The organism is Serratia sp. K1WW1 (genome assembly GCF_055790865.1).
The window spans coordinates 4597142-4621929 of the sequence record NZ_CM147697.1 but is presented as its reverse complement, the minus strand read 5'-3'; the positions used below and the strand labels follow the sequence as shown (position 1 = coordinate 4621929).

The following is a 24788-nucleotide window of genomic DNA, read 5'->3' as shown; positions in this document are numbered from 1 at the left end:
CAGCAGGGAACGGCTGGCGATGTCGCGCGGTTAATCGTTGAAAATGCGAGTCGCTTGTAGGGCGTCAGCATTAACAGTTGGTGAAAGTGGCGGCTTGTTCAAGTTGAGCGGGATTAGGGGAAGGATTGCCTATCGTATCAAGGAGTTTACGACCCAAAAGGGGTAGCAACAGCGGTTTTCGCAGGGAGCGGTACTTTTCTTGCATTGATGGTTGCTGGAAATTGCGGCAAGGGCAGAAGGAAAACGCCAGACGGGTACTTTCCGCCATCTCCACTTCTCTCCTGGCTGGGCGTCAATTTTTCGCTACGCCAGGAGGAAGATAATTTAGAGTGGGAGAGTGGCGCTCAGAAGAACATAATCCAGGCCGCCGAAATCGGCATCGCCAACACCAATGCTGGCAGCATATTGGCTACCGGGAACAGCTTGATGCCGCAGATGCGCAAGCCGGTGGCCAACATCATTAATCCGCCAACGGCAGAGAAATCGGCCTGCATCGCCGGTGTGGTCAGCGGCAAAATGAACACGGCGCCAAACGCCAGCGCTAACTGGATGACCAACTGCGGGACGGCGATCAGCGCCACGGCCAGGCCAAGCGTGGAAGCAAAAATCAGCGCGGTGAACAGATCGAGGAAAGATTTGGCGATCAGCACGCTGGCATCCCCGGTCATCCCTTCGTGCATCGAGCCAAAGATGCCGGTGCCGCTGGCACAAAACAGCACGATAATGGCGACATATGCCTCCAGAAACTCTTTCTGGTCCTCTCTGACAGCGCCTTTGGGGGACATCAGATTACGGGCCCAGCCTGCGATGCGGCTGATGCCCCGTTCGATGTAACAAAGCTCGCCAAGCAGTGCTCCCAGCACCAGTGCCAATACCATCACTGGCATATGCGCTACCTTGCCGATTAGCACTACGCCCATCCCCATCGAGGTAATGCCAAAGGTCATTGGCAATGCCAGGCGCACCCGCTCCGGCAGCCTATGACCCAACATTGCCCCTGCAATGCCACCGGCCAATATTGCTGCACCATTAATAAATGGACCAATAACCATACCTATCCCTCGGCAAATAAAACCTAAGGTTCCTCCATAAGTCGTTGAGGTGCAAGCAGGATAACCGGAGTTTTCTGACAGACAACGCGTGTACAGGCGCATAACGTGTGCGCGTACGCCAATGGCGCGCCGTTGAGCACCAAACTTAACAGTCTCTCAACGAGGGGCGATAAAAGCATCAGGCTAGTGATATACGGCTTGCTCAGGATAGGACGATCGGTAAGAATCCCCGGCTTTATTTTTACAGGAGTTGCGAAATGGTGGTTAAAAGGATCTTGTTGGCCGGGGCGTTGGCGTTGATATTTCCTGCAGTGCCCTCATACGCCGAGGTTGGTGCGGAAAATAGCAATGCGCATGTTGAAGAACAGGGCTGGTGGGGGCGCTTTACCGGCAACGTGGCGGAAACCTGGAACAACTCGCCTAATAAAGAGTTCTATCTCCCGGCGATCACCTGGCATAACCGCTGGACCTACGACAAGGAAAAGACCGACGAGTACAACGAGCGCCCTTGGGGGGCTGGCTATGGTATCTCGCGTTTTGATGCCGATGGCGATTGGCACGGGATCTACCTGATGGCGTTCAAGGATTCCTACAACAAGTGGGAGCCAATCGGCGGTTATGCCTATGAGAAGATCTGGCGGCCGATTGAAGGGGAGGATTTCCGTCTGGGGCTGGGGTTTACCGCCAGCGTGACCGCTCGTGACAACTGGAAATATATCCCGATCCCCGCGCCGCTGCCGTTGGCCTCGATCGGCTATAAGCAACTGACCTTCCAGGCCACCTATATTCCGGGTACCTACAACAACGGTAACGTGTTCTTTGCCTGGTTACGCTGGCAGTTCTGATGACTTGCCGAAATTCTGAAAAATGCGCGGCAGCCCGAATAAACGGAACTTGTCGGTTGGCACGGCGTCCGAGCTAAGCGTGGTGTTAATTGCGCCGTCATTTTGCAGTTAAACAGGAGTCTTGCCGTTATGAATACCAAACATCGCTTATTGTTGGCCCTGAGCTTAACCACGGTAATGGCTACGGGCAGTGCCCAGGCCGCCGGGTTGATGGACTCCCTCAGCAGTGCCGCCACAGAACTGAGCAAATCGGGTGGCAGCACCAGCAACGGTGGTATGTCGCTGTCTTCGCTGAGTGGATTACTCAACGGCGGTGATAAAGCATTGAGCTCCTCCAGCATGACCAACGCCGCAGGGATCTTGCAGTACTGCGTGCAGAATAACGTCCTATCGGCGAACGGCACCGAAGCGGTGAAAGACCAACTGCTGAATAAACTGGGCATCACCAGCACGGCCAATGCCAACAGTGAAGATTATCAGCAAGGGCTGGGTGGCCTGTTGAACACCGGCAAGGGTAAGGCGCTGGATCTCAATAGCCTTGGCACCTCGCAAATCACCGAGAAGGTGAAACAGAAAGCCTGCGATCTGGTGCTGAAACAGGGCATGTCCTTTATTTCCTGATCCCCCGGGGGCAGCGATGCTCCTATTCAACTCACGGTGAAGATAATCTCAATGAACAAGATGCTGATACTTTCTCTTTTCGCTAGTGTGGCTTTGTTACAGGGGTGTACGGTGAAAACCAATGATGATGCGCCTGCGCCGCCAAAGGTGATTGGCATGGCGAATCCGGCAGATGTGTATTGCAGCCAGATTGGCGGCAAGCTTAACCCCAAACAGAATGCTCAGGGTCAGTACTCCACCTGCACCTTGCCTGATGGGCAAGAGATCGACAGCTGGGAGCTGTTCCGCCGCGACCATCCAGCGAAAAAATAACCCGGTAGGACGGTGCTAGAACTCCCTATCACTGATTGGATGATATTGGCCTGGCCCCTCCTCTGAAAAGGTTAATGGCAGCCTGCCATCGGGCCGATCTGCCACTGAGAGGGTCGTACGGAAGCTACAACCGCTGTGGATGTTTTTCACCCTCATCACATAGCGGCCGTTGGGCTCCAGCTTGATATTAAAGCTGCTGGCGGCGGGGAGGAACACCTCGGCCAGCAGTTGCTTGCTGGCGTTCTCCAGTTTGACCAACACGGCAAATTCATTGTGCTGATTATCCAGCGCCAACGTCTGCAATTTGCTGCCTGCTTGCCAATCTGGCTCATGCAGATAACCTGCCGAAGCGGGCCATGGGCTGCCCTGATTGTCTGGCAACGGCCCAACGCAGTGTTGGCGAGCCTCTCGTAACGGGGCTTCCCGCTGGATCACGTAATTCTGTGGTGCGGCAAGGGTAAAACTCTCCTCCTGTACACCTTCACTCAAGTGGCGTTTAGCCAGCAAAACCCCGGCTGCAACCAGCATAAAGAAGATCAACAGGGTCAGTCTATTGCGGAAGATCGGTGCCAATAGCCTGCCCGGCAGTTGAAACAGCCAGCTTGCAACTCTCAATAGCATTGTTTTTCCTTTCAAGCCGCAACTTGCCTTTCAATGTGTTTAATCAGAGCGTTACATCTGCGTTAACGTAACTTTTTCCAGTATAGCCAACATCCTGACGGCGAAAATCGCCAAAAGCGCTTTTTATAGAAAACCATTGTACGTTTGTGTTCGTTTGTATACATTTGTGTTCATTGTCACTTCGCCGGACCTTCAGAATGTCAAAACTGCTGCCCAATGAGCGCCACCAGGCCATTCTTGCCACCTTGCAACAGCAGGGGCGAGTGCTGGCGATCGAAATGGCGGCGCAGCTGCATACCACCGAGGCCACCATCCGCCGCGATCTGCGCCAACTGGCGGCGCAAAACCTGTGCAAACGGATCTATGGTGGGGCGTTGGCGCTCACGCCTGCTGGTGGCTATATGGCTGAGCGGGTTGAGATTAGCGGCGATGAAAAACTTCGGCTGGCCCAGGCAGCCTTGTCTTTGATCCAGACCGGGCAGGTGATCTTTCTTGATGCGGGCAGCACCTACCTTTATCTGGCCGATCTGCTGCCCCGCGATCGGCAACTCACCGTGGTGACCAATGCGCTAAGCGTGGCCAGCCGCCTGCTGGAACGCCCCGGGATCCGCACCATTATGATTGGCGGTGAGGTGGATGCAGAAATCGGCGGCAGCGTCGATGCCAAGGCATTGGCCGAGATTGCCTCGTTTCGTTTCGACATCGCCTTCACCGGCGTCTGTGCTTACGATCCCGACAGTGGCTTTACCGCGCTGCGCTATCAGGAGGCGCAGTTCAAGAAGCAGATGCTGGCTCGTGCTGGCAACGTCGCGGTGCTGTGTACCCGTGACAAGTTCAATACCTACGCGCCTTATACGCTAATGCCCGCCAGCCAGGTCGATTATCTGGTGATTGCCCGTGGCGGCCATGCGCAACTCGAACAGCAGGTCACTCTCAGCGGTGGCAACGTGCTGTATATTCCCGCAGATGATGGAGAGTGAAGATGAAAATCGCCCATGTTGCCCTATGGACACAGGATATTGAGACTCAGGTCGGCTTCTGGCAGCGTTATTTCAATGGCGTAGCGGGGGAGGAGTATGTGAGCAAGAATCGCCCTGGCTTTACCTCGCGTTTTGTTCAACTGGCGGATGGTCCCGCGCTGGAGATCATGTGCGTTCCTGGCCTGTTGCCGGGGGGGAAAGGGGAGGAACGCGTAGGTTGGGCCCATATTGCGCTGTCGCTCGGTAGCGAGGCGTTGGTGGATGAACTGGCACTGCGGGCCAGGCAAGAAGGGATTTTGCAGGCGGCACCGCGCTGGACCGGTGATGGTTTTTATGAGGCCATCATTCGCGATCCAGACGGCAACGCAATCGAAATCACCGCCTGATCACGCTTCCTCCAGGGTGGCGAACTGCTGAGCCAGAAAATCTATCAGCAGCCGTACCGCTGGCAGCATGCCACGGCGTGAGGGATAGACAATGTGGATCACGCCGCCCTGAGGTTGCCAGCCGGGCAACAGCTGCACCAGATCGCCCCGCAGGATCTCGTCGTGCATCATCATGGTCGGTAGTTGAACAATTCCGGCCCCGGCAATCGCCGCGGTACGCAGCATCAGCATATCGTCGGTGACCAGTCTGGGCTGATGCTCCCACTGGAACGTCTGCCCCTCCGGGCCGCTGAGTTGCCATTGATGCTGCGTTCTGGCCGGGCCGAGATCGAGCGTTGGGTAGTTCTGTAACCCAGCAGGTGAATCGATAGCGCCGAAGGTGCGTACCAATGCCGGGCTGGCTGCGATGCACCAGCTGCGCTGAGCCAGGATTTTCAATACCAGGTCACTGTCTTCTAACGGCGGTGGCCTGACGCGAACCGCCAGATCCAACCCTTCACCCACCACATCGACCCGGCGGTTGGTCGCCTCCAGATGTACGGTCACCCGTGGATAATCCGCCATAAACCTGGCCACCATGCTACCGATACGCGTATGCAACATCGCCACCGGGCAAGACATGCGTACCGTGCCGCAAGGCTCCGCCCGGGTCTGTTCGATCGCCTGCTGTGCCGCTTCGGCCTCAACCAGCATCGCCTTGCAGTGCACATAATAGCTTTGCCCTAAATCGGTCACCGAGAAACGCCGGGTTGAACGCTGGATCAGGCGTACGCCGAGCCGTTCTTCCAACTGCGCCACGCGGCGGCTGAGCTTCGATTTGGGAATGCCCAGCGCACGTCCTGCCGGGGCAAATCCCTGATGGTCTACCACGCTGGCGAAGAAATACAGATCGTTCAGGTCTGTCTGCATCGGTGCCCTTATCGTTCTATTGATAGAACACTGAGTGTATATCTTGCCGACTACTGCGGCAAATCGCCTTGGACTAAACTTCTGTCATCAACGTTAGGCCGCGAGGCCTGTAACAGGAGTTTAAGATGAAAAAGATCCTTGGTGTTTATAACAGCCCGGAAGCTCACTGGGTCGGCAACGGTTTTCTGGTGAATTCCCTGTTCTCATATAACGAACTGGGCGCAGAGATGAGCCCGTTCCTGCTGCTGGATCACGCTGCGCCAACCAAATTCCGTTCGCACAGTGGCCGACGTGGCGTGGGGCAGCATCCCCATCGCGGGTTTGAAACGGTCACTATCGTCTATCAGGGCGAAGTAGAGCATCGCGATTCCACCGGCAGCGGTGGGGTGATCGGCCCTGGCGATGTGCAGTGGATGACGGCAGCGTCGGGCATCTTGCACGAAGAGTTTCATTCCAAAGACTTTTCGCAGAAAGGGGGCACCATAGAAATGGTGCAACTGTGGGTCAACCTGCCAGCCAAAGACAAAATGGCGGCGCCGGGTTACCAGACTTTGCTGAACCAGGATATTCCTGTCGTGCCTCTGGCGGATAACGCCGGGCAGGTCAGGGTGATTGCCGGGAACTACGGCGGTCATGCTGGCCCAGCGCGTACCTTCAGCCCGATCAACGTGTGGGATATGAAGCTGAACGCCGGGCATACCACCACCTTGCAGGTGGAAGAAGGGCATACGCTGGCCGTGGTCATGCTGCACGGGGCGATTCTGGTTAACGGCGAGCAGATTGTGCGGGAAACGCAAATGGTGCTGCTGGATCGCGCTGGCGACTCCATCACCCTTGAGGCAAATGGTGACGTCAGCTTGCTGGTGCTGAGTGGTGAGCCTATCGATGAGCCCATCGTCGGTTATGGCCCCTTCGTGATGAACAGCGAGGCGGAGATCCAACAGGCTTTCCGTGATTTCAACAGCGGTCAGTTTGGCGCGATGCCACTGATTACCGCAGGCAGCAATCAATAACCTCTGTGTCCCGGTACGGGAAACGTTCTCCGTATCGGGCACCTACTTAAAGACAACCTCTGTATCGTGGCCTTATTCGTCGGGCCGATCTTACCCTTAGGAAGGAGTTGTAACATGACAGCAAATTACAAGCGTCTCGATAAAGACCAGGCCGCCGTGCTGCTGGTGGATCATCAAGCTGGGCTGCTATCACTGGTACGCGATATCGATCCCGATCGTTTCAAGAACAACGTATTGGCTCTGGGTGACCTGGCGAAATACTTCAATCTGCCGACAATCCTGACCACCAGTTTTGAAACTGGCCCCAATGGTCCTTTGGTGCCCGAGTTAAAGACCCAGTTCCCCGATGCGCCTTATATCGCACGTCCTGGTCAGATTAACGCCTGGGACAATGAAGACTTTGTTAAGGCGGTTAAAGCCACAGGCCGCAAACAGTTGATTATTGCTGGCGTAGTGACGGAGGTCTGCGTGGCGTTCCCGGCATTGTCGGCACTGGCTGAAGGCTTTGAGGTCTTTGTGGTGACCGATGCCTCTGGCACCTTTAACGAGTTGACGCGGCAATCCGCATGGAGCCGCATGGAAGCCGAAGGGGCGCAGTTAGTGACCTGGTTCGGCGTGGCTTGCGAATTGCACCGTGACTGGCGTAATGATATCGAAGGCTTGGGGACGCTATTTGCCAACCATATTCCAGATTATCGCAACCTGATGACCAGCTACAGTGCGTTGACCTCAGGCAAGTGATCGGTGTGGCGCAGCTACCAGGCTGCGCCCTGTTCCAATAAAACTTCCCTTCAATCCCATCCCCTCTCTTTGCTCAACGGGCAACGTATTGAAATTTACGCTTCTTTACTGAGAAACCGATTGAAAATTCAGCGGTATTTCCACATATAATGGAGTGTTAATTTCACAAGGAGCGCGTATGGGAATCAGTGAAGAAGAAGCACTCCGTCGGTTGAGTCTAGAAAAAAATGCCGTCGGCAACTCGGCGAAATGGGTGGCAATTGTTTCAGCCGCTTACTTTGCTCTAATGGCGTTTTATGGCCATCCCACCGGCGTATTGGCCATGTCCGGCGCCATTTTTGTTGTTTCAACCACCACCTGGCTGAAGAAACGCCAGAAAGTCAAAGCCTACCGCCAGGTACTGGCGAAGATTGGCAGTGACCAAACCCCCTAACGCGGTTTGCCAGGCGCAATAATTTTTTAGCGGGCTAGCATAACGGCATTAACATAACCAACTTCAACCCGCTGTGCTCCGCCGGGTAGAACGTGACCTGCTGAAAATGCCGCTCCCCCTGCTGTGGGTGGCTGAAGGTGCGTTCACCGCCTTCACGGGCCATCACGTCCTGCTGCTTCCACCAATGGTGAAAAGCTTCGCTGTTGTGGGTCATATTGCGCACAAAGGCGCGTATCTCTTCCGTTCCCTGATGATGGCTGGTTTCGGCACGAAACTCGGCCACCACTCGTCGAGCCCGATTTTCCCAGTCACTGACCAGCACCTTCGCCTGAGGGTGAAAAAACATAAAGTGCAGCAGGTTGGGGGTTTTTGCCTGCTTGAGCCAATCGCAGAACAGCTCCTCCGCCTGTGGGTTCCAGGCCACCATATTCCAGGTGAGATTGAGCAGATAACAGGGCACGGTTATTTGATGCACGCTTTGCAGCACGGCGGCATTAACCGTTTCCTGCGGCTGTTCTTTTTCAGGATCGGTGATATGTGCCAGGGTGAACAGGTAGTGCCGCTCGGCATGGCCCAGCCGTAACGCCGTGGCGATGCGAGCCAGCGTATAGGGGGAAATCGACACCTCGCGCCCCTGTTCTATCCAGGTATACCAGGTGGCGCTGATGCCGCTGATTTGTGCCAGCTCTTCACGGCGCAAACCACTGGTGCGGCGGCGTGTTGCGGTGGGCAGGCCCAGCATTTCTGGCGTGATCCGCTCGCGGTGCGCACGCAAAAAGGCACCTAGGGCTTTCTGGCTGGATATTGTGTCTGATTCCATTAGGGTGGTACCTGTTTATACTAGGATAACTGCTCATATTGTACCCGTATAGCAGCTTGATTATAGTCATTACCAGCCATCTCGGCACCGGCGTAAGCCAGATAATAATGGGAGCAGCTATGAGCATCAGCAACAGCCATAAAAATGCGGTCGACCGCCAGTTTGGCGAACAGGCCAATGCCTACCTGACCAGTGCGGTACATGCGCAAGGGAAAGACCTGCAACGCCTGGCCAAGCTGTTGGCAGGGAGTACCGATGCCCGCTTGCTCGATCTGGGGTGTGGGGCAGGGCACGCCAGCTTTACCGCTGCAGCCCATGTCGGGCAGGTGGTGGCGTACGATCTGTCGGCGCAGATGCTGACGGTGGTCGGCAACGCGGCGCAGGAAAAAGGATTGGACAATATTCAGCTGCAGCAGGGCGTAGCGGAGTCGTTACCCTTTGATGATGCCAGCTTTGACGTGGTGATCAGCCGCTACTCGGCACACCATTGGCACGATGTGGGTCGGGCACTGCGTGAAGTTAAACGGGTATTGAAACCAGGCGGGCGAGCCATCTTTATGGATGTGGTTTCCCCGGGGCATCCTTTATTGGATATCTATCTGCAAACGGTCGAAGTGCTGCGGGATACTTCACACGTGCGCAACTATGCACCAGGTGAGTGGCTGAGCATGTTGACCGAGTCTGGGTTGTTGGTGCGGGAAGTCACGACCGATCGTTTGGATCTGGAGTTCAGCAGTTGGGTGGCGCGGATGCGAACGCCTGAACATTTTGTCACGGCGATCCGTGCGTTACAGCAGGGGGTAGCAGAAGATGTTAGCCAACACTTTGCGATTCAGGCCGACGGCTCATTTACCAGTGACATCATGATGTTCGAAGCGGTGAAAGGGTAAAATTTCAGGGCAGCCGTTGCGGGCTGCCCTGAAAATCCATGCTTACTTCTTGTCTTCTAACAGGTAACGGTAGATCAAACTACCGATAACACCGCCGATCAGCGGTACCAGCCAGAATACCCACAGCTGTTGCAACGCCCAGGTACCCTGGAAGATTGCCACGGCGGTACTACGTGCCGGGTTAACTGAGGTATTGGTAACAGGAATACTGATCAGGTGGATCAGTGTCAACGCCAGGCCGATGGCCAAAGGCGCAAAGCCTGCCGGTGCTCGTTTATCGGTCGCACCATGGATAACAATCAAGAAGAATGCGGTCAGTACCAATTCAATAACGATGGCGGCCTGCAAAGAATAGTCACCCGGTGAATGATCGCCGTAGCCGTTAGAAGCAAAACCGCTGGTAGTTGCATCAAAGCCGGTTTTACCGCTGGCAACTAAATAAAGCACCGCGGCGGCGGCAATACCACCAATCACCTGGGAAACTACATAGGGAATAACATCTTTGGCAGGGAAACGGCCGCCTGCAAATAATCCCATTGTGACCGCTGGGTTAAAATGCCCACCAGAAATATGGCCGACAGCATAGGCCATGGTTACCACGGTAAGGCCGAACGCTAAAGCCACACCAGCAAAACCAATACCTAATTGAGGAAACGCTGCGGCCAGCACTGCGCTACCACAACCACCGAACACCAACCAAAAAGTACCGAAAAATTCGGCAAAAAGTCGCTTTGACATAGATTCCATCCTGCTGGGGGAACAAACTAACGGGTGTTAGCACTAAAAACTATAGAGCACCTTTTTAATATTGTAGTGGTCTAAAACATAAATTTTTGCGCACACCTTCGATTACGGCCGGTATTAAAGCCCTAACTTTTTATTTTGTCTATGTGAAAACGACGATTTTAAGAAATTATCCTTCTTTATGTTGTTTTTTTATCTTGGTAATGGGTAATTATCTTATTTTGTATAGGATTAATTCCCAGTTTTATTTTTCTTATAGGCAAGTTCTTATTTTTTCAATTGGTTTTTATCACTCAAAAATGATGGGTTGATTGCTTATTTCTATTTGTTATCTGCTAATTTAGCCTCTGTCGTCATAAAAGTGTCACCATCGGTGGTTAGGCTTTCAGCCTGTTACTTTCCCTTACAAAGAGTTAATGCTATGAGAATCAGACCGCTTGGCGTGTTGTTGGCCTCTGTATTACCGCTGTTGTCCCATGCTGCCGATATTGGCGTTGCTCGTTACAACGTCAGCTTTCCTGATGGGGATCGCGTGGGCTATTCCGGCGCTTTTGCCAGCCAGTTTCCCAATGGGCTACCGGTGGGGATTGGTTCCGGGCTGGTATTTAATGGCCAGGAAGGGGGGGATCTACTGCTGACCACCGTGACCGATCGTGGCCCGAACGCCGATGCGCCAGCAGTCGGCAAACAGGAGGCCAAGATTTTTGCCAACCCGGCTTTTGTTCCCCTATTGATGGAAATCCGTATTGGTGGCGGTAAGGCTATAGCCACCCAAGCCCGTCCTCTGCAGGATGATAAAGGCCCTATTAGCGGCTTGCCGCTGCCTGGCAACCTGATTGGCTCAACTAATGAGGTGGCATTGACGGATACGCTCAAGCCGCTGCCGAGTGACAAACGCGGGTTGGATACCGAAGGGATCACGCCAGACGGCAAGGGAGGCTATTGGCTGAGTGATGAATATGGCCCCTTCCTGATCCATATCGATGGCCAGGGTAAGATCCTGGCGAAATATGGCCCAACGCCGTTAGCGGGTGAGCAGGCGGTTGCCAGCGGTCTGCCAAACATCATTAAATGGCGTCAACCGAACCGGGGTTTTGAAGGCGTAACCCGGTTGCCGGATGGGCGGATCCTGGCCGCGGTGCAGAGCACGCTGGATATCGATGGCAAGAGCAAAAACCAGGCGCAGTTTACCCGTTTGGTCAGCTTTGACCCTGCCAGTGGTAAAACGGCCATGTATGGTTATCCGATCGATATCACCCATTACCAGAAAGCCAAAGATGCCAAGATTGGCGATATCGTGGCGGTCGATAATCAACATATCCTGCTGATCGAACAGGGCAGTGACAAAGACAAACAGATGATGAACAAGATCTATCTGGTTGATCTCAGCCAAGCCAGCGATCTGACGTCGTTCGACGGCCAGGGTAAGGCGTTGGAATTTGCTGATGCCAGCGAACTGGCCAAGCGCGGGGTGAAGCTGGCCCAGAAACGTGAAGTGGTCGATCTGCGTAAACTGGGTTGGCAGCAGGAGAAGGTAGAAGGATTGGCGCTGATCGACAACCGCACACTGGCGGTGATTAACGACAACGATTTTGGTTTGCAGGCCAAGCTGGTCAACGCCGAGCCTGAAGGGAAGAAGATTGGTGACTATCAGCTGGATCAGCAAGGGAAGCTGAGTTTGGCAGGTAAACCGGTAAACACGACGATTGAATTGCGTCCATTGGCACCGCCAGAGTCCTTGAGCGAACTGTGGGTGTTAACCCTGCCAGAGCCATTGCGCTGAACGGATGCAGCAAGTCGATAGAGGAATGTCTGCCGGATAATTGGGCCAGGTTTGGCCCAATTATCCGTTGAGCGGGGGCAGGGAGAAGGAAAATTGCTTTAAAATAAACCGGGTTATCTCAGTTGACTAAATATCATTATTAATTTTTTCAAATAGAGCGTAAAATTTGCGCTATAAATAAAGTTATGCGCTACCAGGAAATACCCACTCTCACTTTCTCCTTATTTTGCTCACAATGATTGAGCTTCTTTACATTGGATGACGTCTGTTTTCAATGGTTAACTCATAATTAACCTCACTGAGAACGAGTTCAAATGAAAATAACGGAGTCAATCATGAAACTATTACCCTACATCGCAGCAGCACTGATCGCCACCGCTTCATTCTCCACCATGGCCGCAACCATGGGCGCCAAACAGGTTGATAGCGCTCAAGCCAGTAGCATGCAGAGCATCGGCGTGGTGTCGGTTTCCGGTATCAGCGGCTCACCGGATGACGCTATTCATGCGTTGAAACAAAAAGCGACTCAAGACGGTGCAACGCACTATCGAATCATTGGCCTGGATACTCCAGGGGATTCCAGCGATTGGCGCGGTACTGCTGAAGTTTATCGTTAATTAATTCACGATAAATAGCTGAGTAGCCAATTAGGTTGGCCAATATAAATTACCCTATGAATTTCAAGCTGCAGCTAGGCGACAAACTTACTCATCCCCAGGAGCTTACGTTTAGTAAGTGACTGGGGTGTGTAAGTGTAGGTAACAACGCTGCAGCTTGAAAGGCGACGGGTATAGACGGCTGCGGATAATAATCTGACCAGTAAAGCTAACCTGATTTATTGATTGATTATTATCGCAGCCTTTTGGGTTTTTATTTTATGATGCCCTGTCGCATTTGATTACAACTATCAGGGCAGTTTTCAGAATGGGGTTAATGAAACCTTAAGAAATTCAGTCCAAATTGGGGAACTCATACCATGGAGGCCTCAATGTTAAATGCGACACGGCTGCAACTAAAGCATCACTTTTCCTACCTTCAGCAGTTTATGGTCTCCCCCGAACCGTGGGCACATTGGCACCTTCCTCCCAATGGCTATGCCAGGCGATGCTGCACCAGATCGAGTGGACGCAAGCCTTGACGGTGGCCGAGCTTGGGGCGGCGGACGGTGTGCTGACCAAACGGATCCTGGGCCGCATGCGGGCCGATGCTCAACTGGATGCCTATGAAATTCAGACCAGCTTCGTCCATAAGCTGCAACAGATTAATGATGGCCGCCTGCGGGTGATGGCCTATTCGGCAGAAAGACTGGAGCGTGATTACGACGCTATTTTTTCCTGCCTGCCGCTGCTGTCGATGCCGCTCAGGATAAGAGTGCGTATCTTGCAGCAGGCGCAACAGCGTTTACGGGCCAACAACGGTACGTTGGTGCTGTTCCAATACAGCCATCTTTCGGAAAAGCTGCTCTCGCGCTATTTTCATTGGCAGCGGCGGCTGGAGGTGCGTAACTTCCCCCCTGCGTTGGTATATGTGTGTACCCCGCGCTGATCACAGCCGCTTTTCCATCACCACCACTTCGTCGCCATATTGTTGGCGGCGTTCAATAGTTTGCCAGCCCCAACCGGCATACAACGCCTCGCTGTGATCGGTGATCAGATGCAGAACGGGATGGCCGCGCTGTTGTGCCGCGCTGACGATCGCCTGCTCCAGGCGCTGGGCAATACCCTGTCGCCGATGATCCGGGTGCACGAAGACACCGGCCAACCAGGGGGAGAGATCCATGCGATGATGGTCGTCACTTGGCCACAGGCTGGCCATCCCCAGTGGGCGCTCGCCATCAATCAGCAGCAGCGTCAGGAAATCCTCGCTGGGTTTGCTGCACAAAGCAAAGCGTTGGCGGGTACGTTCTAACGTGCCGCCTCGTTGTGAACCCCATTGGCCGAATGCCCAAGCGGCACAGACGTCGGCAAAGTGTGGGTAGTCTGTCAGCGTAACAATCTGTTGAGCCATATTTATCCCCCGGTGTTGTGATACCAATTTAGCCTGCAAGGCCGCAGCGTGGCGACTGCTTTTGGTTTTTTATCTGCAGGGGTTGTTCAGGGAAGAGGAAGCCGTATCTTTGCTGTTGATTGAATATTTAAATGAGAGTCATTATCATATAGCACTTTATGGCGCTATTGGTGATTTCTGCCTGCGGCAAAATCTGTTTAAATAGCCGGCCGCTAACCAGGAGCCAGACATGAGCCTGAAGCTACGCTTGGCACAACCGCAGGATATCCCACAGTTGGTCGCGGTTGAACGTTCCGCCGCCCAGCTGTTTCGCCAGCAGCCAGAGTTACAGTTTATTGCTGAAGGCGAGGTGATGAGCCCGCAGCAGCACGTCGACTTTATTGCTCAGCAGCGGGAGTGGGTGATGGCTAGCCCAACTGAGCAGATCGCCGGTTTTATCGCGGTGCGGCCCTTTGCGCACAGCTGGCATATCGCCGAGCTTTCGGTTGCGGCCGATTGGCAGCGGCAAGGCGTGGGCAAGCGCCTGATCGAAGAGATTGCCGGGCTGGCCTTGCACCAAGGCATCCAACGGTTAACGCTAACCACTTTCGTGCAAGTGGCATGGAATGCACCTTATTACCAGCGCCTTGGCTTTCGCGCCATTCCTGTTGCACGGTTGGATGCGTATCTACAGCATCTTCTGGCGCAGGAGGTAGAGCATGGGTTTGCTGCCCATAGCCGCTGTGCTATGGAATTTACACTATCGTAAAGATTGAAATACAGATTCAGGGCGGTATGATGCAGTTACAACGCCAACGCTCGATCGACCTGCGGGCAGGTTCGCAGGCAATCTAATGCATTCAGTTACCGCAAAAGGGACAACCCGTAATGACACAAGCCATTTTTATGGTAGGAGCTCGTGGAGCAGGTAAAACCACGGTCGGCAGTGCATTGGCGCAGGCGCTGGGCTATCGGTTTATCGATACCGATCTGTTTATGCAGCAAACCACGCAAATGAACGTAGCGGAAATGGTCGCACAGGTGGGTTGGCAGGGTTTTCGTCAGCGCGAGACCCAGACCCTGCAAGCGGTGACCCAACCGTCAACCATAGTTGCCACTGGCGGCGGGGCGATCCTGGCCGAAGAGAACCGGCGTTTTATGCGCCAGCATGGCACGGTGATCTACCTGCGTGCCCCAGCCAGCGTATTGGCGCAACGGCTGGCAGAGTTTCCGGAAGAGGGGCAACGCCCAACGCTCACTGGCCGCCCTATCGCCGAAGAAATGCTGGAAGTGCTGGCGGTACGTGAGGCTCTCTATCAGGAGGCCGCGCACCATGTTATGGATGGCACCGCTAATCCCCAGCAGGTAGTCGAGCAAATCTTGGCGGTCTTGCAAGGCGAGGCGGTGAAGTAACTTTCCCAGTGCACATCTTGTGCCACGATCCCACTGATCAATCCCAACCAACTCGCTATGTGCTGTAGGGGCGCCGCATGCTGCGCCCGCTTAGCCTTATGCCGCTAAGCAAAATAGAGCCCTGGCGTTATGCCAAATCGCTGACGGAAGGCGGCAATATAGGCGCTGACGTTGTCATAGCCACATTCGTTGGCGACGTTAGCAACGGGCATACCGGCCGATAGCGCCTCCAACGAACGGATCACCCTGGCTTGCTGACGCCAGCGGGAAAAACTCATGCCGGTTTCCTGCATAAAGCGTCGGCTAAGGGTGCGGGGGCTTAAGCCCGCCCATGCAGCCCATTCACTTTGTTGGCGAGCATTGGCAGGATCGTTCAATAAGCCATAGGCAATCTTCAGCAACCGGGCATCTTGTGGCAGCGGTAATTGCAGCGGTTCGGCCTCCTCGCTTCGCATCTCATCAAGCAGAACCTCTACCAAACGTTGTTGCGCCATGTCGAGCGGCGCAGAAAACTGTGCAATGCGTTCAACCAACGCCGAGCTTAAGGCGTTGGCGGCGGTCAGGCGTGGCGTTGCCGCCAGTGTGTTGCAGCAGCTCTCGGGTAAATAGAGGATCCAACCGATCACCTTGCCGCAGGCCAGTGCCTGATGAGGGCAGTGGGGCGGCAGCCAGCCAAGGTTGCCGGCGGTCATTGCCCACTGCTGCCCCGCGGTTTCCAACATCATCATGCCGTGGCTCAACAGATAGACCTGCCCCTGTTGATGCTGATGCCAGGGCGTCAGGTGTTTTTTAGCGTGCAACAAACGTTCGCTGTGCAGTTTCATCAGGTTGGCCGATTAGCGTTATTGAATATCTTGATACGGTTATTATGCCATTGCTGATTGCCTTTATGCTCTTCGGACGCAATCACACCGGAGAAAACAGCATGATCCACCAAACCCTTGTCCTTACGGCTTTACAGCAAATTGTAGCTAACCCTGAACACCAGCCCGAGCTGATTGCCAATCTGTTCAGCCGCCACTATCACCAGACGGTGGATGGTCATACGCTAGATTACCCGCAGTTTATCCAGCATATGGCCTTGCTTAAACAGATCACCTGCAGCATGCAGCTTCAGATCCTCGCCATCGCCGCTGCTGGGGAAAATGTCTTCACCCATCATGTGGTGAATATTGAAAAACGTGATGGCAGCCAGAGCCAGATTAGGGTGTTGGCTCATTTCACCGTGCGTGATGGCCAGATCCAATCCTGTGTTGAATTGACGCAGTTGTTGGCCGGTGAACATCAGGATCGGGATTTGGGGTCGCGCCGATAACTGGCATTTCCGTGTGGTTGTCTATACTTAACCGCAGGTCATCACATTGGAGAGCACTATGCCGAGTAAACCTCCCTACCCGAGAACGGCGCGTATCAAGGCCGTAGACAAGGGCGAAGTGGGCAAGCAGGTTCGTTGGTATGAGCTACGGGCCGATCACCCCAAACCCGATACGCTGATCAGCGAGCACGAAACCGAGCGGGAAGCGCTAGACGCCAAGCGGCGTTACGAGGATGAAAACCTGGGCGAATAGCCAGCGGTGTAACAACAAGTGGCCGGTATTAACCGGCTTCATTTTTTCAACTGCGTTGTACTATCCATGATCGGTTTTTCCCCGCCTTTGGGTCCATCCTCATCACTCTGTTCGAGACTTCTCTCACCATTTATATCTTGCGCAATCTTTTAATAACGGCATCCGCCGCGCTGATGACTGGGTGAATATTGGTATCTTATGCTGATATTGGCGCTGTAAGACGGACATATGCCAACTATCTCGGAAAATGACTTTGCGATCTGTGCAGTATTTTCAATATTAAAGCATCATTCGCTGTAATTTCGCCGTGTGATAAAAATAAACAGCTTGACGATAAGTGGCGTGGGTTTTAGGTTGCTAAATATCGATTGGGAACTGGGTTCCATATAGTGGAACAAGGCGAGCCATGACTACCTTGGAAAATGCGGCTGCGGTATTAAAACTATTTCCTCAACGGCAGATAACGCATGGCCAAGGGGGGATTTCTTTTACTGATGTCGTCGAAAGGTTGAGTCTGCCAAAAAGCACCGTATCGCGCCTGCTACAAACAATGGAAAGCCAGGGGCTGTTAGAGCGGGATCCGCAAAGCCGTCAGTATCATATTGGCTATCTGCTGCTTGGGGTAGCCAGCCATTATCTTTCTACTCCGCTGGTGGAAAGTGCCACAGCGGCGATGATGCAGCTTAATCAGTTAACCTTCTGTACCGGATATATATCGGTGTTGGAGGGGCGAGAGAACTGGGTGATGCGTACGCTGCCTGGCCGCCATTTTTTGCAGGTGGTGACACCGGTGGGGGCCAGTTCGCCAGCGGCAGAAACCTCTGTGGGGCGCGCGATACTTGCGCGCGAGAGTGATGAGCAGGTGCGTGAGCGTTTTGCTGCTGGCTACCAGGCCGCTTCGGCAAACTCTCCCAAAACGCTGGAGGCGTTGCTGCAAAAGTTGGCAACCATCCGGCAGCAGGGCTGGTCATTGGCCCGTAATGAAACACTGCCGGGTATCAGTTCATTGGCAACCTCGGTGATAAATAAGCATCGTAGTGAGACGGTGGGGTTATGTCTCTCTTTCCCCTCACAGACCGAGGAGCAGCCTTATTCTCCCCAGGTGCTTGAGGCATTAATGACGGTTTCCCGGCAACTGGCAGAAAAACTCGGTGATGACTATTGGCAACAGATCAAATAGCTCACCGTAAACCGGCTTGATTAGCGCGCCAACACCAGGGCATATCGCTGATTAGTTAATGGTAGAGAGAGTCGTCCTACCATTAATGCGGCCAAGGCAGGCACTAAATAATTAATTTCACTGCGTAGAGTTTCGAATAATGGAACTCTATCGGCAATCTGTGTCCGAAATATTATTTTTGCCATTTAGCAGGGATATTCACTGGGTGGATTTATGAAACCAGATATAACGAGTAATCCATTGAAAGATATCGGTACGTTACTGGTGATGGTGCTGTTATCCGTCGTCGGGGCGATAATTGGCGTACAGTTGATCACCACCTTGGGCGTGACGCCTAATACTTCGATTATCGGTGCGCTGATCGCCATGCTGCTGGCGCGGATCCCGCTGCGCATGTTTCAACGCTATCGTTCGATACACACTCAGAATCTGGCCCAAACGGTAATTTCCTCAGCCACCTTCGGGGCGGCCAATAGCCTGCTGATGCCGATTGCCGTGCCTTATGTCATGGGACAACCGCAATTGATCCTGCCGATGTTTTGCGGCGTAGCGGCGGCGATGCTGCTGGATGCTTACCTGCTGTACCGGATGTTTGACACCAAAGTGTTCCCGGCGGCCAATGCCTGGCCCCCGGGAGTCGCGGCGGCGGAGGCTATCAAGGCCGGTGACCGTGGTGGTAAACAGGCCTGGTTGCTGGTTGTCGGCGTTGTTGTGGGGATTGCAGGCTCCATGTTGAAGATCCCTATGGCGGCCTTCGGTACCGCATTTATTGGCAATATCTGGGCGCTGAGCATGTTCGGTGTTGGCCTGCTGCTGCGTGCTTATGGCCAGCCGCTGACCGGTGTCGACATCAATGCGCACTATATTCCGCATGGCGTGATGGTCGGTGCCGGGCTGGTGGCATTGATCCAGGTGGTGCAGGTGATCCGCAACAAAAATCAAAGTTCGACCTCTACCTATACCCAACCTGACAGCGAAGTACGCAAAGCCCTGGGTCTGGGGGCTATCGGATATGTCGTGATTGCCGGGATGCTGGCTTTGGGGGGCGGGTTATACAGCGAAATGTCGCTGACCATGTTGGTGCTGTTTGTCATCTATGCCGCGTTTGCTGCCTTTGTACATGAACTGATCGTCGGCATTGCGGCGATGCATTCCGGCTGGTTTCCGGCGTTTGCGGTGGCGCTGATCACGCTGATCGTTGGGATCATGCTTGGTTTCCCTCCTCTGGCGCTGTGCATTCTCACCGGTTTTACCGCAGCGACCGGGCCGGCGTTTGCCGATATGGGCTTTGACCTGAAAGCCGGTTTTATCCTGAGAGGTTACGGTAAGGATTTACAGCAGGAACTGCTGGGGCGGCGTATTCAGCTGATTGCCGCCATGATTGCTTTTGTGATCGCCATTCCCGTGGTTTATCTCTCTTACACCAGCTATTTCCTGCAGGAGTTGATCCCACCGGTGGCCCGGGTATACGCCAAAACCATTGAGGCAGGAGCCCAGCCCGGTATTGCGTCCAGCCTGCTGATTTGGGCCATACCAGGCGCGATAGTGCAGTTTATTGGGGGGCCTAAACGCCAGCTCGGCGTGCTGCTTGCGACAGGTTTGCTGATTAATAATGCCTTGGCAGGATGGGCGGTGCTTGCCGGTATCGCGCTGCGCATTCTGATCATCAAACGCTGGGGGGATAAAGGCCGAGCGCCGATGGAGATCATGGCCGCCGGGTTTATTGCCGGTGATGCGCTATACAACTTCTTCAACTCGATCTTTTCCAGCAAGGGAAAATAACGCCGTGCCTGCAATTGCGGGAGGCATAAACCTATCAGGCAACATTTGCGAGGGAATAACATGAGTTTGCAACAAACGCTGCAGGTCTTTGAGCTGATTGATAATGCCTATGTCAAAGGGCAGGACGTGGTCGATCTGTTTGCCCACTACCCGGCGGTCAAGGCCAGCACTCATCGTGTCAGCGGTGAGAAGGGCACCACGGACTTTGTCCGCATCGAGATCCCTGGCAGTGCAGGCAAGCAATCCGGTGGTGATGCGCCAACGTTGGGAATTATTGGCCGGTTGGGCGGCATTGGAGCTCGGCCCACGCGCATCGGATTGGTGTCAGACGGTGATGGGGCGATTGCGGCGATCGCCAGTGCGCTAAAGCTGGCAGAAATGCAGCGCAAAGGTGACGTTCTGCCTGGTGACGTGGTGATCACTACGCATATTTGCCCGAACGCTCCCACGCGCCCACACGATCCGGTCGATTTTATGGATTCACCCATCGATGACGTCACGATGAATGATAACGAAGTGGTACCGCAAGCCGATGCCATTTTGTCGATCGATACCACCAAGGGCAATCGCATTATTAATCACAAGGGCTATGCGCTGTCACCGACGGTGAAACAGGGTTATATCCTGCGGGTGTCGGAAGACCTTTTGCGTATCATGGAAATGACCAGTGGCCGTCCGGCAGTGACCTTCCCGATCACCATGCAGGACATTACGCCCTATGGTAATGGCGTTCATCACCTCAACAGTATCCTGCAACCCTCAACCGCTACGGCAGCGCCTGTAGTAGGTGTGGCAATCTGTACTGAGTCGGTAGTGCCGGGCTGTGGCACCGGTGCCAGCCATGAAGTGGATATCGCGCTGGCGGTGAAATTTGCCGTGGAAGTGGCCAAAGAGTTTGGGCGTGGTACCTGCAGCTTCTACGATCCTGCTGAATATGACCGTCTGCTGGCGCTTTATGGCAGCCTGAGCCATTTTCAACAGCGGAAATAACCGTGATGTTTGCCAGACTGAATGAGCAGCAGAACGCCGAACGCTGGCCGGCGAACTCATTGTTTGATCCCGCTCATGTTTTGCCGTGCGTAACGATCGCATTTCGCATCAAAAACCAGTGACAGACCCGGATTCATCCCCCAATATGGAGATCCCTCAAAGATGATTACGCAGGTGCCAGTCTATGCTGAAAGTGAACGAGTATTTTGCCGGGAAAGTGAAGTCTATCGGTTACGATAGTAGCAGCATCGGTCGTACCAGCGTCGGGGTGATGGAAGAGGGTGAGTACACCTTCGGTACCGCACAGCCGGAAGAGATGACGGTGATCACCGGGGCATTGAAAGTGTTGTTACCGGGTGCACCGGATTGGCAGGTGTTTACGCCAGGCGAGAAATTCTTCGTGCCTGCGCAGAGTGAATTCAACGTTCAGGTTGCCGATGCGACGGCCTACCTGTGTCGTTATCTGAGTAAGTAATCAGTGCAGTTTGGCCGGGGATGACGATTTTCCCCGGCATTCCCCAGAGGGCGCAACGTGTTGCGCCCCTTCTGTTTTAGCGCTGTGCTTCGCCACCCAAGGCTTCGATGGTATTGCTGATCAAGGCCGCCAGTTCGCTGGTCATCAGGATGAAGTCGGCGTCGAAACGCTGGGCAAAATCTTCACGATCGATATCGTCGTTCTGATCGCGCAGGGTATCGGCAAACTTCAGGCGCTTGAGTGAGCCGTCGTCGGCCAGCACCAGTTGAATGCGTTCTTGCCAATCTACCGCCAACTTGGTCACCAGCTTGCCAGCTTCGATATGCACGGCAATCTCGTCGCTGATCAGGTTCTGCTTCTTACAGCGGATCACCCCGCCTTCTTCCAGAATGGCCTTCAGTTCCGCCTCATCCTGAATGATAAAGCCGGCTGGCAGTTCGCCGGAGCGGACCCATTCAGTCAGCGTCAACTCGATCGGGCTTTCCATGGTCAAAGGTACCACCGGCAGAGAACCCAGGCTCTTACGCAGCAGCGCCAGCATATCTTCGGCGCGCTTGGCGCTGGCGGCATCGACCATAATCAGATCGTTAACGGTATCGATCCACATATAGGTCTGGTTGAAGCGGCTGAAGGCGCGTGGCAGCAGGCTATGCAGCACTTCATCTTTCAGGGAGTCTTTCTCGGTTTTTTTCAGCTTGCGATGCTGTTCGCCTTCCAGCTTTTCGATCTTGGCCTGCAGCTCTTGTTTCAGCACCGGAGAGGGCAGGATCTTCTCTTCTTTACGGGCGCAAATCATGATCTGGCCGTTAACCGCGTGCGTTAGCGCATCGCTGTGAGAGCCCATCGGGGAAACCCAGCCGGTTTTCGCCATGTCCTGGCTGCCACATGGGGTGAAGGCAAAGGCGCTGAGCTGTTTTTCCATTTCATCCGCAGTTAGCGCAACGTCGCGGCTCAAACGGTAAACCATCAAATTCTTAAACCACAGCATAATGTTATCCCAGACTGGGCGTGCATTTGGCACGCAGATTCATCAAAAGCAGGGCGGCATAATAACGAATTGACGCTGAAAAATCGCCTCATTCCCGCTGATTTGCGTCCGCTGCCGCGTTTCACACAGCCAGATAGGGGAATTGCCATTGGCGTCACGTTCGCTGAGCATGGCTTGAGCCGGGCTATGGGGTACACTGGGCGGAAAATTTTTTGCCGTGCTGAATTGGGGAGAGAAATTGTGCGTATTGGTATCGATCTGGGTGGCACCAAAATTGAAGTGATTGCATTGGCTAACGATGGCGCAGAGCTGTTCCGCCATCGCATTGCCACGCCGCGCCATGATTATCAGCTGACGCTGGAGGCTATCTGCGGGTTGGTGAAGTTGGCGGAGGAAAAGACCGGCCAGCAAGGCTCGGTGGGCGTGGGGATCCCTGGCACGTTGTCGCCCTTTACCGGCCTGGTAAAAAACGCCAACTCTACCTGGCTGAATGGCCAGCCGGTGGATAAAGACCTCTCCACTATGTTGCAGCGCGAAGTGCGGCTGGCCAACGATGCCAACTGCATGGCCGTATCGGAAGCCACTGATGGTGCCGCAGCAGGAAAACCAACCGTATTTGCGGTGATCATTGGCACCGGATGCGGTGCTGGAGTTGCGATAAACGGCAAGGTGCACTCCGGGGGCAACGGCATTTCCGGCGAGTGGGGCCACAACCCGTTGCCGTGGCTGGATGAGGATGAACTGCGTTTTCGCGCCGAGGTGCCCTGTTACTGCGGCAAGCAAGGCTGTATTGAAACCTTTATCTCCGGGACCGGTTTCACTACCGACTATGCGCGGCTGAGCGGTCAGGTGCTGAAAGGTCACGAGATCATGGCACTGGTGGCGCAGCAGGATGCGGTGGCAGAGTTGGCTATTCAGCGTTACGAAATGCGGCTGGCGAAGTCACTGGCGCACGTGATCAATCTCTTTGATCCCGATGTGATCGTCCTGGCCGGCGGCATGAGTAACGTGGATCGGCTGTATCAAACGGTGCCGTCACTGGTGAAACCTTGGGTATTTGGCGGCGAGTGCGAAACGCCAATCCGCAAGGCAATACATGGTGATTCCAGCGGTGTGCGCGGTGCCGCATGGCTCTGGCCCCAGGTATAACAAACTTACCGTAAGGTGTCAGGCTGACCGTAGGGGTTACAGATTGCCTCCCATACCTGACAATGACTCCGCACCGGCTCCCTCTCCTTTTTGGGGAGAGGGGGAGCAGCCTTCTCTGGCTAACCATTGATCTTCCAAACGGGCACTGCATGTAGTGCCCTTTATGATCCCCAGCCTCACTCCTTCGGCGTGTAATCCTTTTCGCTTTCGCTGCGTACCCGCTCGATATGGATGGTCAGAAACAGCATCTCTTCGCTGGTCAACTGATGCTGGTAGCTCTTCTCGATGTGCTGGTTGATCTTGCCGGCACAGGCGAATGACTCGCGGTATTTCTCCTTCACCACCTGATACAGCGAATCGTCCTCGCTGTTGACGTAATTCTTGCCTAACAGGCGCTGGGCAAAGAATTTCAGGTGGGTGACAAAGCGATGGTAGCTGAGCGATTCCTCGTTGTAGTCAAAACGGAAATGGTATTTGACGATATTGAGGATCTCCTGCATCACGCGGGTGATATGCAGGGTGTTGTGCATTTCGTCATTGAGCTGCGCGTTGACCAGGTGCAAAGCGATAAACCCAGCCTCGTCTTCCGGCAGCGTGGTTTCCAGGCGCTGGGCGATGATGGTCAGCGCCTCCAGCCCAATGGCAAACTCGTTCGGATAGAGTTTTTTGATCTCCCACAGCAGCGCGTTCTTGATATCCAGCCCCTGCGCGTGGCGTTGCAGCGCAAAATGGATATGGTCGGTCAGCGTGATGTAGACAATGTTATGCAGTTTCCCCGGCAACCGCTCGCGGGCGAGGGTGATGATCTTGTCTGCGGTGGTGACACACGCCAGCGGGATCTCCGCCAGCAGTTCTTTGTAGCGTTCGCTCATTTCGCCGCTGTTGAGGGTGAACACCTTTTCGATCAGGCTTTCATCCACACTTTCCCCGGCTTTCTTTTGAAAGCCAATGCCACGCCCCATAACCACCGTTTCTTCCTGATGGTCATTCAGCGTAATCACTACGTTATTATTGAGTATTTTAGCGATTTTCATGGCTATTCCCGGCCCGCTGAAAACGAAAAAACCCGACGTCCAGGAGCGATCCCGGAGGTCAGGTTTTGCCTGT

At 54.2% G+C, this 24788-nt stretch carries 30 protein-coding genes and 1 pseudogene; 21 read left to right on the top strand and 10 right to left on the bottom strand.

Annotation, left to right across the window (positions count from 1 at the left end; translation table 11 throughout):
- Positions 1 to 70: 70 nt before the first annotated feature.
- Positions 71 to 268 carry a hypothetical protein gene (locus ACX9GU_RS20990; RefSeq protein ID WP_473192784.1) on the bottom strand — a complete coding sequence of 66 codons (198 nt, stop codon included), beginning with the start codon at positions 266 to 268 and terminating at the stop codon, positions 71 to 73.
- Positions 269 to 344: 76 nt separating this feature from the next.
- Positions 345 to 1052, bottom strand: a complete 708-nt coding sequence (locus tag ACX9GU_RS20985; protein ID WP_071683057.1) for a DUF554 domain-containing protein — start codon at positions 1050 to 1052, stop codon at positions 345 to 347.
- Between the two features lie 257 nt (positions 1053 to 1309).
- On the opposite strand from ACX9GU_RS20985, the gene pagP reads away from it, so the two are divergent.
- The 3 genes from pagP (at position 1310) to ACX9GU_RS20970 (ending at position 2830) form a co-directional block, all read left to right on the top strand.
- Positions 1310 to 1897: a lipid IV(A) palmitoyltransferase PagP gene (gene pagP / locus ACX9GU_RS20980; RefSeq protein WP_473192783.1), complete on the top strand. Its 588-nt coding sequence runs from the start codon at positions 1310 to 1312 to the stop codon at positions 1895 to 1897.
- Positions 1898 to 2026: 129 nt separating this feature from the next.
- A complete protein-coding gene (locus tag ACX9GU_RS20975; protein WP_473192782.1) occupies positions 2027 to 2518 on the top strand; it encodes a YjjA family protein in 492 nt (163 codons plus the stop codon).
- Positions 2519 to 2569: 51 nt separating this feature from the next.
- On the top strand, positions 2570 to 2830 hold the full coding sequence (locus ACX9GU_RS20970; protein ID WP_473192781.1) for a putative hemolysin: 261 nt from the start codon (positions 2570 to 2572) through the stop codon (positions 2828 to 2830).
- A gap of 15 nt (positions 2831 to 2845) precedes the next feature.
- Here the strand turns inward: ACX9GU_RS20970 and ACX9GU_RS20965 are convergent, their stop codons facing one another.
- Positions 2846 to 3451: a hypothetical protein gene (locus tag ACX9GU_RS20965; RefSeq protein ID WP_473192780.1), complete on the bottom strand. Its 606-nt coding sequence runs from the start codon at positions 3449 to 3451 to the stop codon at positions 2846 to 2848.
- 197 nt (positions 3452 to 3648) lie between these two features.
- Here ACX9GU_RS20965 and ACX9GU_RS20960 point away from each other — a divergent pair, with 197 nt between their 5' ends.
- Positions 3649 to 4431 carry a DeoR/GlpR family DNA-binding transcription regulator gene (locus ACX9GU_RS20960; protein WP_473192779.1) on the top strand — a complete coding sequence of 261 codons (783 nt, stop codon included), beginning with the start codon at positions 3649 to 3651 and terminating at the stop codon, positions 4429 to 4431.
- A gap of 2 nt (positions 4432 to 4433) precedes the next feature.
- Positions 4434 to 4817: a VOC family protein gene (locus ACX9GU_RS20955; protein ID WP_473192778.1), complete on the top strand. Its 384-nt coding sequence runs from the start codon at positions 4434 to 4436 to the stop codon at positions 4815 to 4817.
- On the opposite strand, the gene ACX9GU_RS20950 is transcribed toward ACX9GU_RS20955, so the two are convergent.
- A complete protein-coding gene (locus ACX9GU_RS20950; protein ID WP_473192777.1) occupies positions 4818 to 5726 on the bottom strand; it encodes a LysR family transcriptional regulator in 909 nt (302 codons plus the stop codon).
- 125 nt (positions 5727 to 5851) lie between these two features.
- Between ACX9GU_RS20950 and ACX9GU_RS20945 the strand changes: the two genes are divergently transcribed.
- From ACX9GU_RS20945 to ACX9GU_RS20935, 3 genes are all read left to right on the top strand, one after another.
- Positions 5852 to 6739, top strand: coding sequence for a pirin family protein (locus ACX9GU_RS20945; RefSeq protein WP_473192776.1), 888 nt, complete (start codon positions 5852 to 5854; stop codon positions 6737 to 6739).
- A 114-nt stretch (positions 6740 to 6853) separates the two neighbouring features.
- Positions 6854 to 7480: an isochorismate family cysteine hydrolase YcaC gene (ycaC, locus tag ACX9GU_RS20940; protein WP_473192775.1), complete on the top strand. Its 627-nt coding sequence runs from the start codon at positions 6854 to 6856 to the stop codon at positions 7478 to 7480.
- A 178-nt stretch (positions 7481 to 7658) separates the two neighbouring features.
- The gene (locus ACX9GU_RS20935; RefSeq protein WP_473192774.1) at positions 7659 to 7913 is read left to right on the top strand and encodes an ABC transporter ATP-binding protein; all 255 of its coding nucleotides are present in this window, start codon (positions 7659 to 7661) and stop codon (positions 7911 to 7913) included.
- A gap of 34 nt (positions 7914 to 7947) precedes the next feature.
- On the opposite strand, the gene ACX9GU_RS20930 is transcribed toward ACX9GU_RS20935, so the two are convergent.
- Positions 7948 to 8733 carry a helix-turn-helix transcriptional regulator gene (locus ACX9GU_RS20930; protein WP_473192773.1) on the bottom strand — a complete coding sequence of 262 codons (786 nt, stop codon included), beginning with the start codon at positions 8731 to 8733 and terminating at the stop codon, positions 7948 to 7950.
- Between the two features lie 119 nt (positions 8734 to 8852).
- Here ACX9GU_RS20930 and ACX9GU_RS20925 point away from each other — a divergent pair, with 119 nt between their 5' ends.
- Positions 8853 to 9623: a class I SAM-dependent methyltransferase gene (locus ACX9GU_RS20925; RefSeq protein ID WP_473192772.1), complete on the top strand. Its 771-nt coding sequence runs from the start codon at positions 8853 to 8855 to the stop codon at positions 9621 to 9623.
- Positions 9624 to 9665: 42 nt separating this feature from the next.
- On the opposite strand, the gene aqpZ is transcribed toward ACX9GU_RS20925, so the two are convergent.
- Complete coding sequence (gene aqpZ, locus ACX9GU_RS20920; RefSeq protein ID WP_473192771.1) at positions 9666 to 10361, bottom strand: aquaporin Z; 696 nt, start codon at positions 10359 to 10361, stop codon at positions 9666 to 9668.
- A 427-nt stretch (positions 10362 to 10788) separates the two neighbouring features.
- Here aqpZ and ACX9GU_RS20915 point away from each other — a divergent pair, with 427 nt between their 5' ends.
- The 3 genes and pseudogenes from ACX9GU_RS20915 (at position 10789) to ACX9GU_RS20905 (ending at position 13695) form a co-directional block, all read left to right on the top strand.
- A complete protein-coding gene (locus ACX9GU_RS20915) occupies positions 10789 to 12150 on the top strand; it encodes an esterase-like activity of phytase family protein (protein ID WP_473192770.1) in 1362 nt (453 codons plus the stop codon).
- Positions 12151 to 12485: 335 nt separating this feature from the next.
- Positions 12486 to 12767 (top strand): YdgH/BhsA/McbA family protein, encoded by a 282-nt coding sequence (locus ACX9GU_RS20910; RefSeq protein ID WP_473192769.1) that lies wholly within the window; start codon positions 12486 to 12488, stop codon positions 12765 to 12767.
- Positions 12768 to 13138: 371 nt separating this feature from the next.
- Positions 13139 to 13695, top strand: a pseudogene (locus ACX9GU_RS20905) (class I SAM-dependent methyltransferase).
- On the opposite strand, the gene ACX9GU_RS20900 reads toward ACX9GU_RS20905, so the two are convergent.
- The gene (locus ACX9GU_RS20900) at positions 13696 to 14157 is read right to left on the bottom strand and encodes a GNAT family N-acetyltransferase (protein WP_021180230.1); all 462 of its coding nucleotides are present in this window, start codon (positions 14155 to 14157) and stop codon (positions 13696 to 13698) included.
- A 229-nt stretch (positions 14158 to 14386) separates the two neighbouring features.
- Between ACX9GU_RS20900 and ACX9GU_RS20895 the strand changes: the two genes are divergently transcribed.
- Both ACX9GU_RS20895 and aroL read left to right on the top strand, forming a co-directional pair.
- Positions 14387 to 14905 (top strand): GNAT family N-acetyltransferase, encoded by a 519-nt coding sequence (locus ACX9GU_RS20895; protein ID WP_473192768.1) that lies wholly within the window; start codon positions 14387 to 14389, stop codon positions 14903 to 14905.
- A 119-nt stretch (positions 14906 to 15024) separates the two neighbouring features.
- The gene (gene aroL / locus ACX9GU_RS20890) at positions 15025 to 15549 is read left to right on the top strand and encodes a shikimate kinase AroL (protein ID WP_021805524.1); all 525 of its coding nucleotides are present in this window, start codon (positions 15025 to 15027) and stop codon (positions 15547 to 15549) included.
- Positions 15550 to 15653: 104 nt separating this feature from the next.
- Here the strand turns inward: aroL and ACX9GU_RS20885 are convergent, their stop codons facing one another.
- A complete protein-coding gene (locus ACX9GU_RS20885; protein ID WP_473195226.1) occupies positions 15654 to 16376 on the bottom strand; it encodes an AraC family transcriptional regulator in 723 nt (240 codons plus the stop codon).
- Between the two features lie 98 nt (positions 16377 to 16474).
- Here ACX9GU_RS20885 and ACX9GU_RS20880 point away from each other — a divergent pair, with 98 nt between their 5' ends.
- The 6 genes from ACX9GU_RS20880 to ppnP all read left to right on the top strand — a co-directional run bounded on the left by ACX9GU_RS20880 (position 16475) and on the right by ppnP (position 21544).
- The gene (locus ACX9GU_RS20880; protein ID WP_473192767.1) at positions 16475 to 16864 is read left to right on the top strand and encodes a nuclear transport factor 2 family protein; all 390 of its coding nucleotides are present in this window, start codon (positions 16475 to 16477) and stop codon (positions 16862 to 16864) included.
- Between the two features lie 58 nt (positions 16865 to 16922).
- Complete coding sequence (locus ACX9GU_RS20875; RefSeq protein WP_024483900.1) at positions 16923 to 17117, top strand: YaiA family protein; 195 nt, start codon at positions 16923 to 16925, stop codon at positions 17115 to 17117.
- 406 nt (positions 17118 to 17523) lie between these two features.
- On the top strand, positions 17524 to 18297 hold the full coding sequence (locus ACX9GU_RS20870; protein ID WP_473192766.1) for an IclR family transcriptional regulator: 774 nt from the start codon (positions 17524 to 17526) through the stop codon (positions 18295 to 18297).
- Positions 18298 to 18510: 213 nt separating this feature from the next.
- Complete coding sequence (locus ACX9GU_RS20865) at positions 18511 to 20079, top strand: OPT/YSL family transporter (protein ID WP_473192765.1); 1569 nt, start codon at positions 18511 to 18513, stop codon at positions 20077 to 20079.
- A 60-nt stretch (positions 20080 to 20139) separates the two neighbouring features.
- The gene (locus tag ACX9GU_RS20860) at positions 20140 to 21069 is read left to right on the top strand and encodes a DUF1177 domain-containing protein (protein ID WP_473192764.1); all 930 of its coding nucleotides are present in this window, start codon (positions 20140 to 20142) and stop codon (positions 21067 to 21069) included.
- Between the two features lie 184 nt (positions 21070 to 21253).
- Positions 21254 to 21544, top strand: a complete 291-nt coding sequence (ppnP, locus tag ACX9GU_RS20855) for a pyrimidine/purine nucleoside phosphorylase (protein ID WP_021180225.1) — start codon at positions 21254 to 21256, stop codon at positions 21542 to 21544.
- A gap of 76 nt (positions 21545 to 21620) precedes the next feature.
- Here the strand turns inward: ppnP and rdgC are convergent, their stop codons facing one another.
- Positions 21621 to 22532 (bottom strand): recombination-associated protein RdgC, encoded by a 912-nt coding sequence (gene rdgC, locus ACX9GU_RS20850; protein WP_021805520.1) that lies wholly within the window; start codon positions 22530 to 22532, stop codon positions 21621 to 21623.
- A gap of 240 nt (positions 22533 to 22772) precedes the next feature.
- Here rdgC and mak point away from each other — a divergent pair, with 240 nt between their 5' ends.
- Positions 22773 to 23681: a fructokinase gene (gene mak, locus ACX9GU_RS20845; protein ID WP_473192763.1), complete on the top strand. Its 909-nt coding sequence runs from the start codon at positions 22773 to 22775 to the stop codon at positions 23679 to 23681.
- Positions 23682 to 23857: 176 nt separating this feature from the next.
- Here mak and licT read toward each other — a convergent pair whose 3' ends face one another.
- Positions 23858 to 24715, bottom strand: coding sequence for a BglG family transcription antiterminator LicT (gene licT, locus ACX9GU_RS20840; protein ID WP_024483904.1), 858 nt, complete (start codon positions 24713 to 24715; stop codon positions 23858 to 23860).
- Positions 24716 to 24788: the final 73 nt, after the last annotated feature.

Coding starts and splice junctions, on each gene's coding strand:
- ACX9GU_RS20990 (WP_473192784.1), bottom strand. CDS start 268: ATGGCGGAAAGTACCCGTCTGGCGTTTTCCTTCTGCCCTTGCCGCAAT.
- ACX9GU_RS20985 (WP_071683057.1), bottom strand. CDS start 1,052: ATGGTTATTGGTCCATTTATTAATGGTGCAGCAATATTGGCCGGTGGC.
- pagP (WP_473192783.1), top strand. CDS start 1,310: ATGGTGGTTAAAAGGATCTTGTTGGCCGGGGCGTTGGCGTTGATATTT.
- ACX9GU_RS20975 (WP_473192782.1), top strand. CDS start 2,027: ATGAATACCAAACATCGCTTATTGTTGGCCCTGAGCTTAACCACGGTA.
- ACX9GU_RS20970 (WP_473192781.1), top strand. CDS start 2,570: ATGAACAAGATGCTGATACTTTCTCTTTTCGCTAGTGTGGCTTTGTTA.
- ACX9GU_RS20965 (WP_473192780.1), bottom strand. CDS start 3,451: ATGCTATTGAGAGTTGCAAGCTGGCTGTTTCAACTGCCGGGCAGGCTA.
- ACX9GU_RS20960 (WP_473192779.1), top strand. CDS start 3,649: ATGTCAAAACTGCTGCCCAATGAGCGCCACCAGGCCATTCTTGCCACC.
- ACX9GU_RS20955 (WP_473192778.1), top strand. CDS start 4,434: ATGAAAATCGCCCATGTTGCCCTATGGACACAGGATATTGAGACTCAG.
- ACX9GU_RS20950 (WP_473192777.1), bottom strand. CDS start 5,726: ATGCAGACAGACCTGAACGATCTGTATTTCTTCGCCAGCGTGGTAGAC.
- ACX9GU_RS20945 (WP_473192776.1), top strand. CDS start 5,852: ATGAAAAAGATCCTTGGTGTTTATAACAGCCCGGAAGCTCACTGGGTC.
- ycaC (WP_473192775.1), top strand. CDS start 6,854: ATGACAGCAAATTACAAGCGTCTCGATAAAGACCAGGCCGCCGTGCTG.
- ACX9GU_RS20935 (WP_473192774.1), top strand. CDS start 7,659: ATGGGAATCAGTGAAGAAGAAGCACTCCGTCGGTTGAGTCTAGAAAAA.
- ACX9GU_RS20930 (WP_473192773.1), bottom strand. CDS start 8,733: ATGGAATCAGACACAATATCCAGCCAGAAAGCCCTAGGTGCCTTTTTG.
- ACX9GU_RS20925 (WP_473192772.1), top strand. CDS start 8,853: ATGAGCATCAGCAACAGCCATAAAAATGCGGTCGACCGCCAGTTTGGC.
- aqpZ (WP_473192771.1), bottom strand. CDS start 10,361: ATGTCAAAGCGACTTTTTGCCGAATTTTTCGGTACTTTTTGGTTGGTG.
- ACX9GU_RS20915 (WP_473192770.1), top strand. CDS start 10,789: ATGAGAATCAGACCGCTTGGCGTGTTGTTGGCCTCTGTATTACCGCTG.
- ACX9GU_RS20910 (WP_473192769.1), top strand. CDS start 12,486: ATGAAACTATTACCCTACATCGCAGCAGCACTGATCGCCACCGCTTCA.
- ACX9GU_RS20900 (WP_021180230.1), bottom strand. CDS start 14,157: ATGGCTCAACAGATTGTTACGCTGACAGACTACCCACACTTTGCCGAC.
- ACX9GU_RS20895 (WP_473192768.1), top strand. CDS start 14,387: ATGAGCCTGAAGCTACGCTTGGCACAACCGCAGGATATCCCACAGTTG.
- aroL (WP_021805524.1), top strand. CDS start 15,025: ATGACACAAGCCATTTTTATGGTAGGAGCTCGTGGAGCAGGTAAAACC.
- ACX9GU_RS20880 (WP_473192767.1), top strand. CDS start 16,475: ATGATCCACCAAACCCTTGTCCTTACGGCTTTACAGCAAATTGTAGCT.
- ACX9GU_RS20875 (WP_024483900.1), top strand. CDS start 16,923: ATGCCGAGTAAACCTCCCTACCCGAGAACGGCGCGTATCAAGGCCGTA.
- ACX9GU_RS20870 (WP_473192766.1), top strand. CDS start 17,524: ATGACTACCTTGGAAAATGCGGCTGCGGTATTAAAACTATTTCCTCAA.
- ACX9GU_RS20865 (WP_473192765.1), top strand. CDS start 18,511: ATGAAACCAGATATAACGAGTAATCCATTGAAAGATATCGGTACGTTA.
- ACX9GU_RS20860 (WP_473192764.1), top strand. CDS start 20,140: ATGAGTTTGCAACAAACGCTGCAGGTCTTTGAGCTGATTGATAATGCC.
- ppnP (WP_021180225.1), top strand. CDS start 21,254: ATGCTGAAAGTGAACGAGTATTTTGCCGGGAAAGTGAAGTCTATCGGT.
- rdgC (WP_021805520.1), bottom strand. CDS start 22,532: ATGCTGTGGTTTAAGAATTTGATGGTTTACCGTTTGAGCCGCGACGTT.
- licT (WP_024483904.1), bottom strand. CDS start 24,715: ATGAAAATCGCTAAAATACTCAATAATAACGTAGTGATTACGCTGAAT.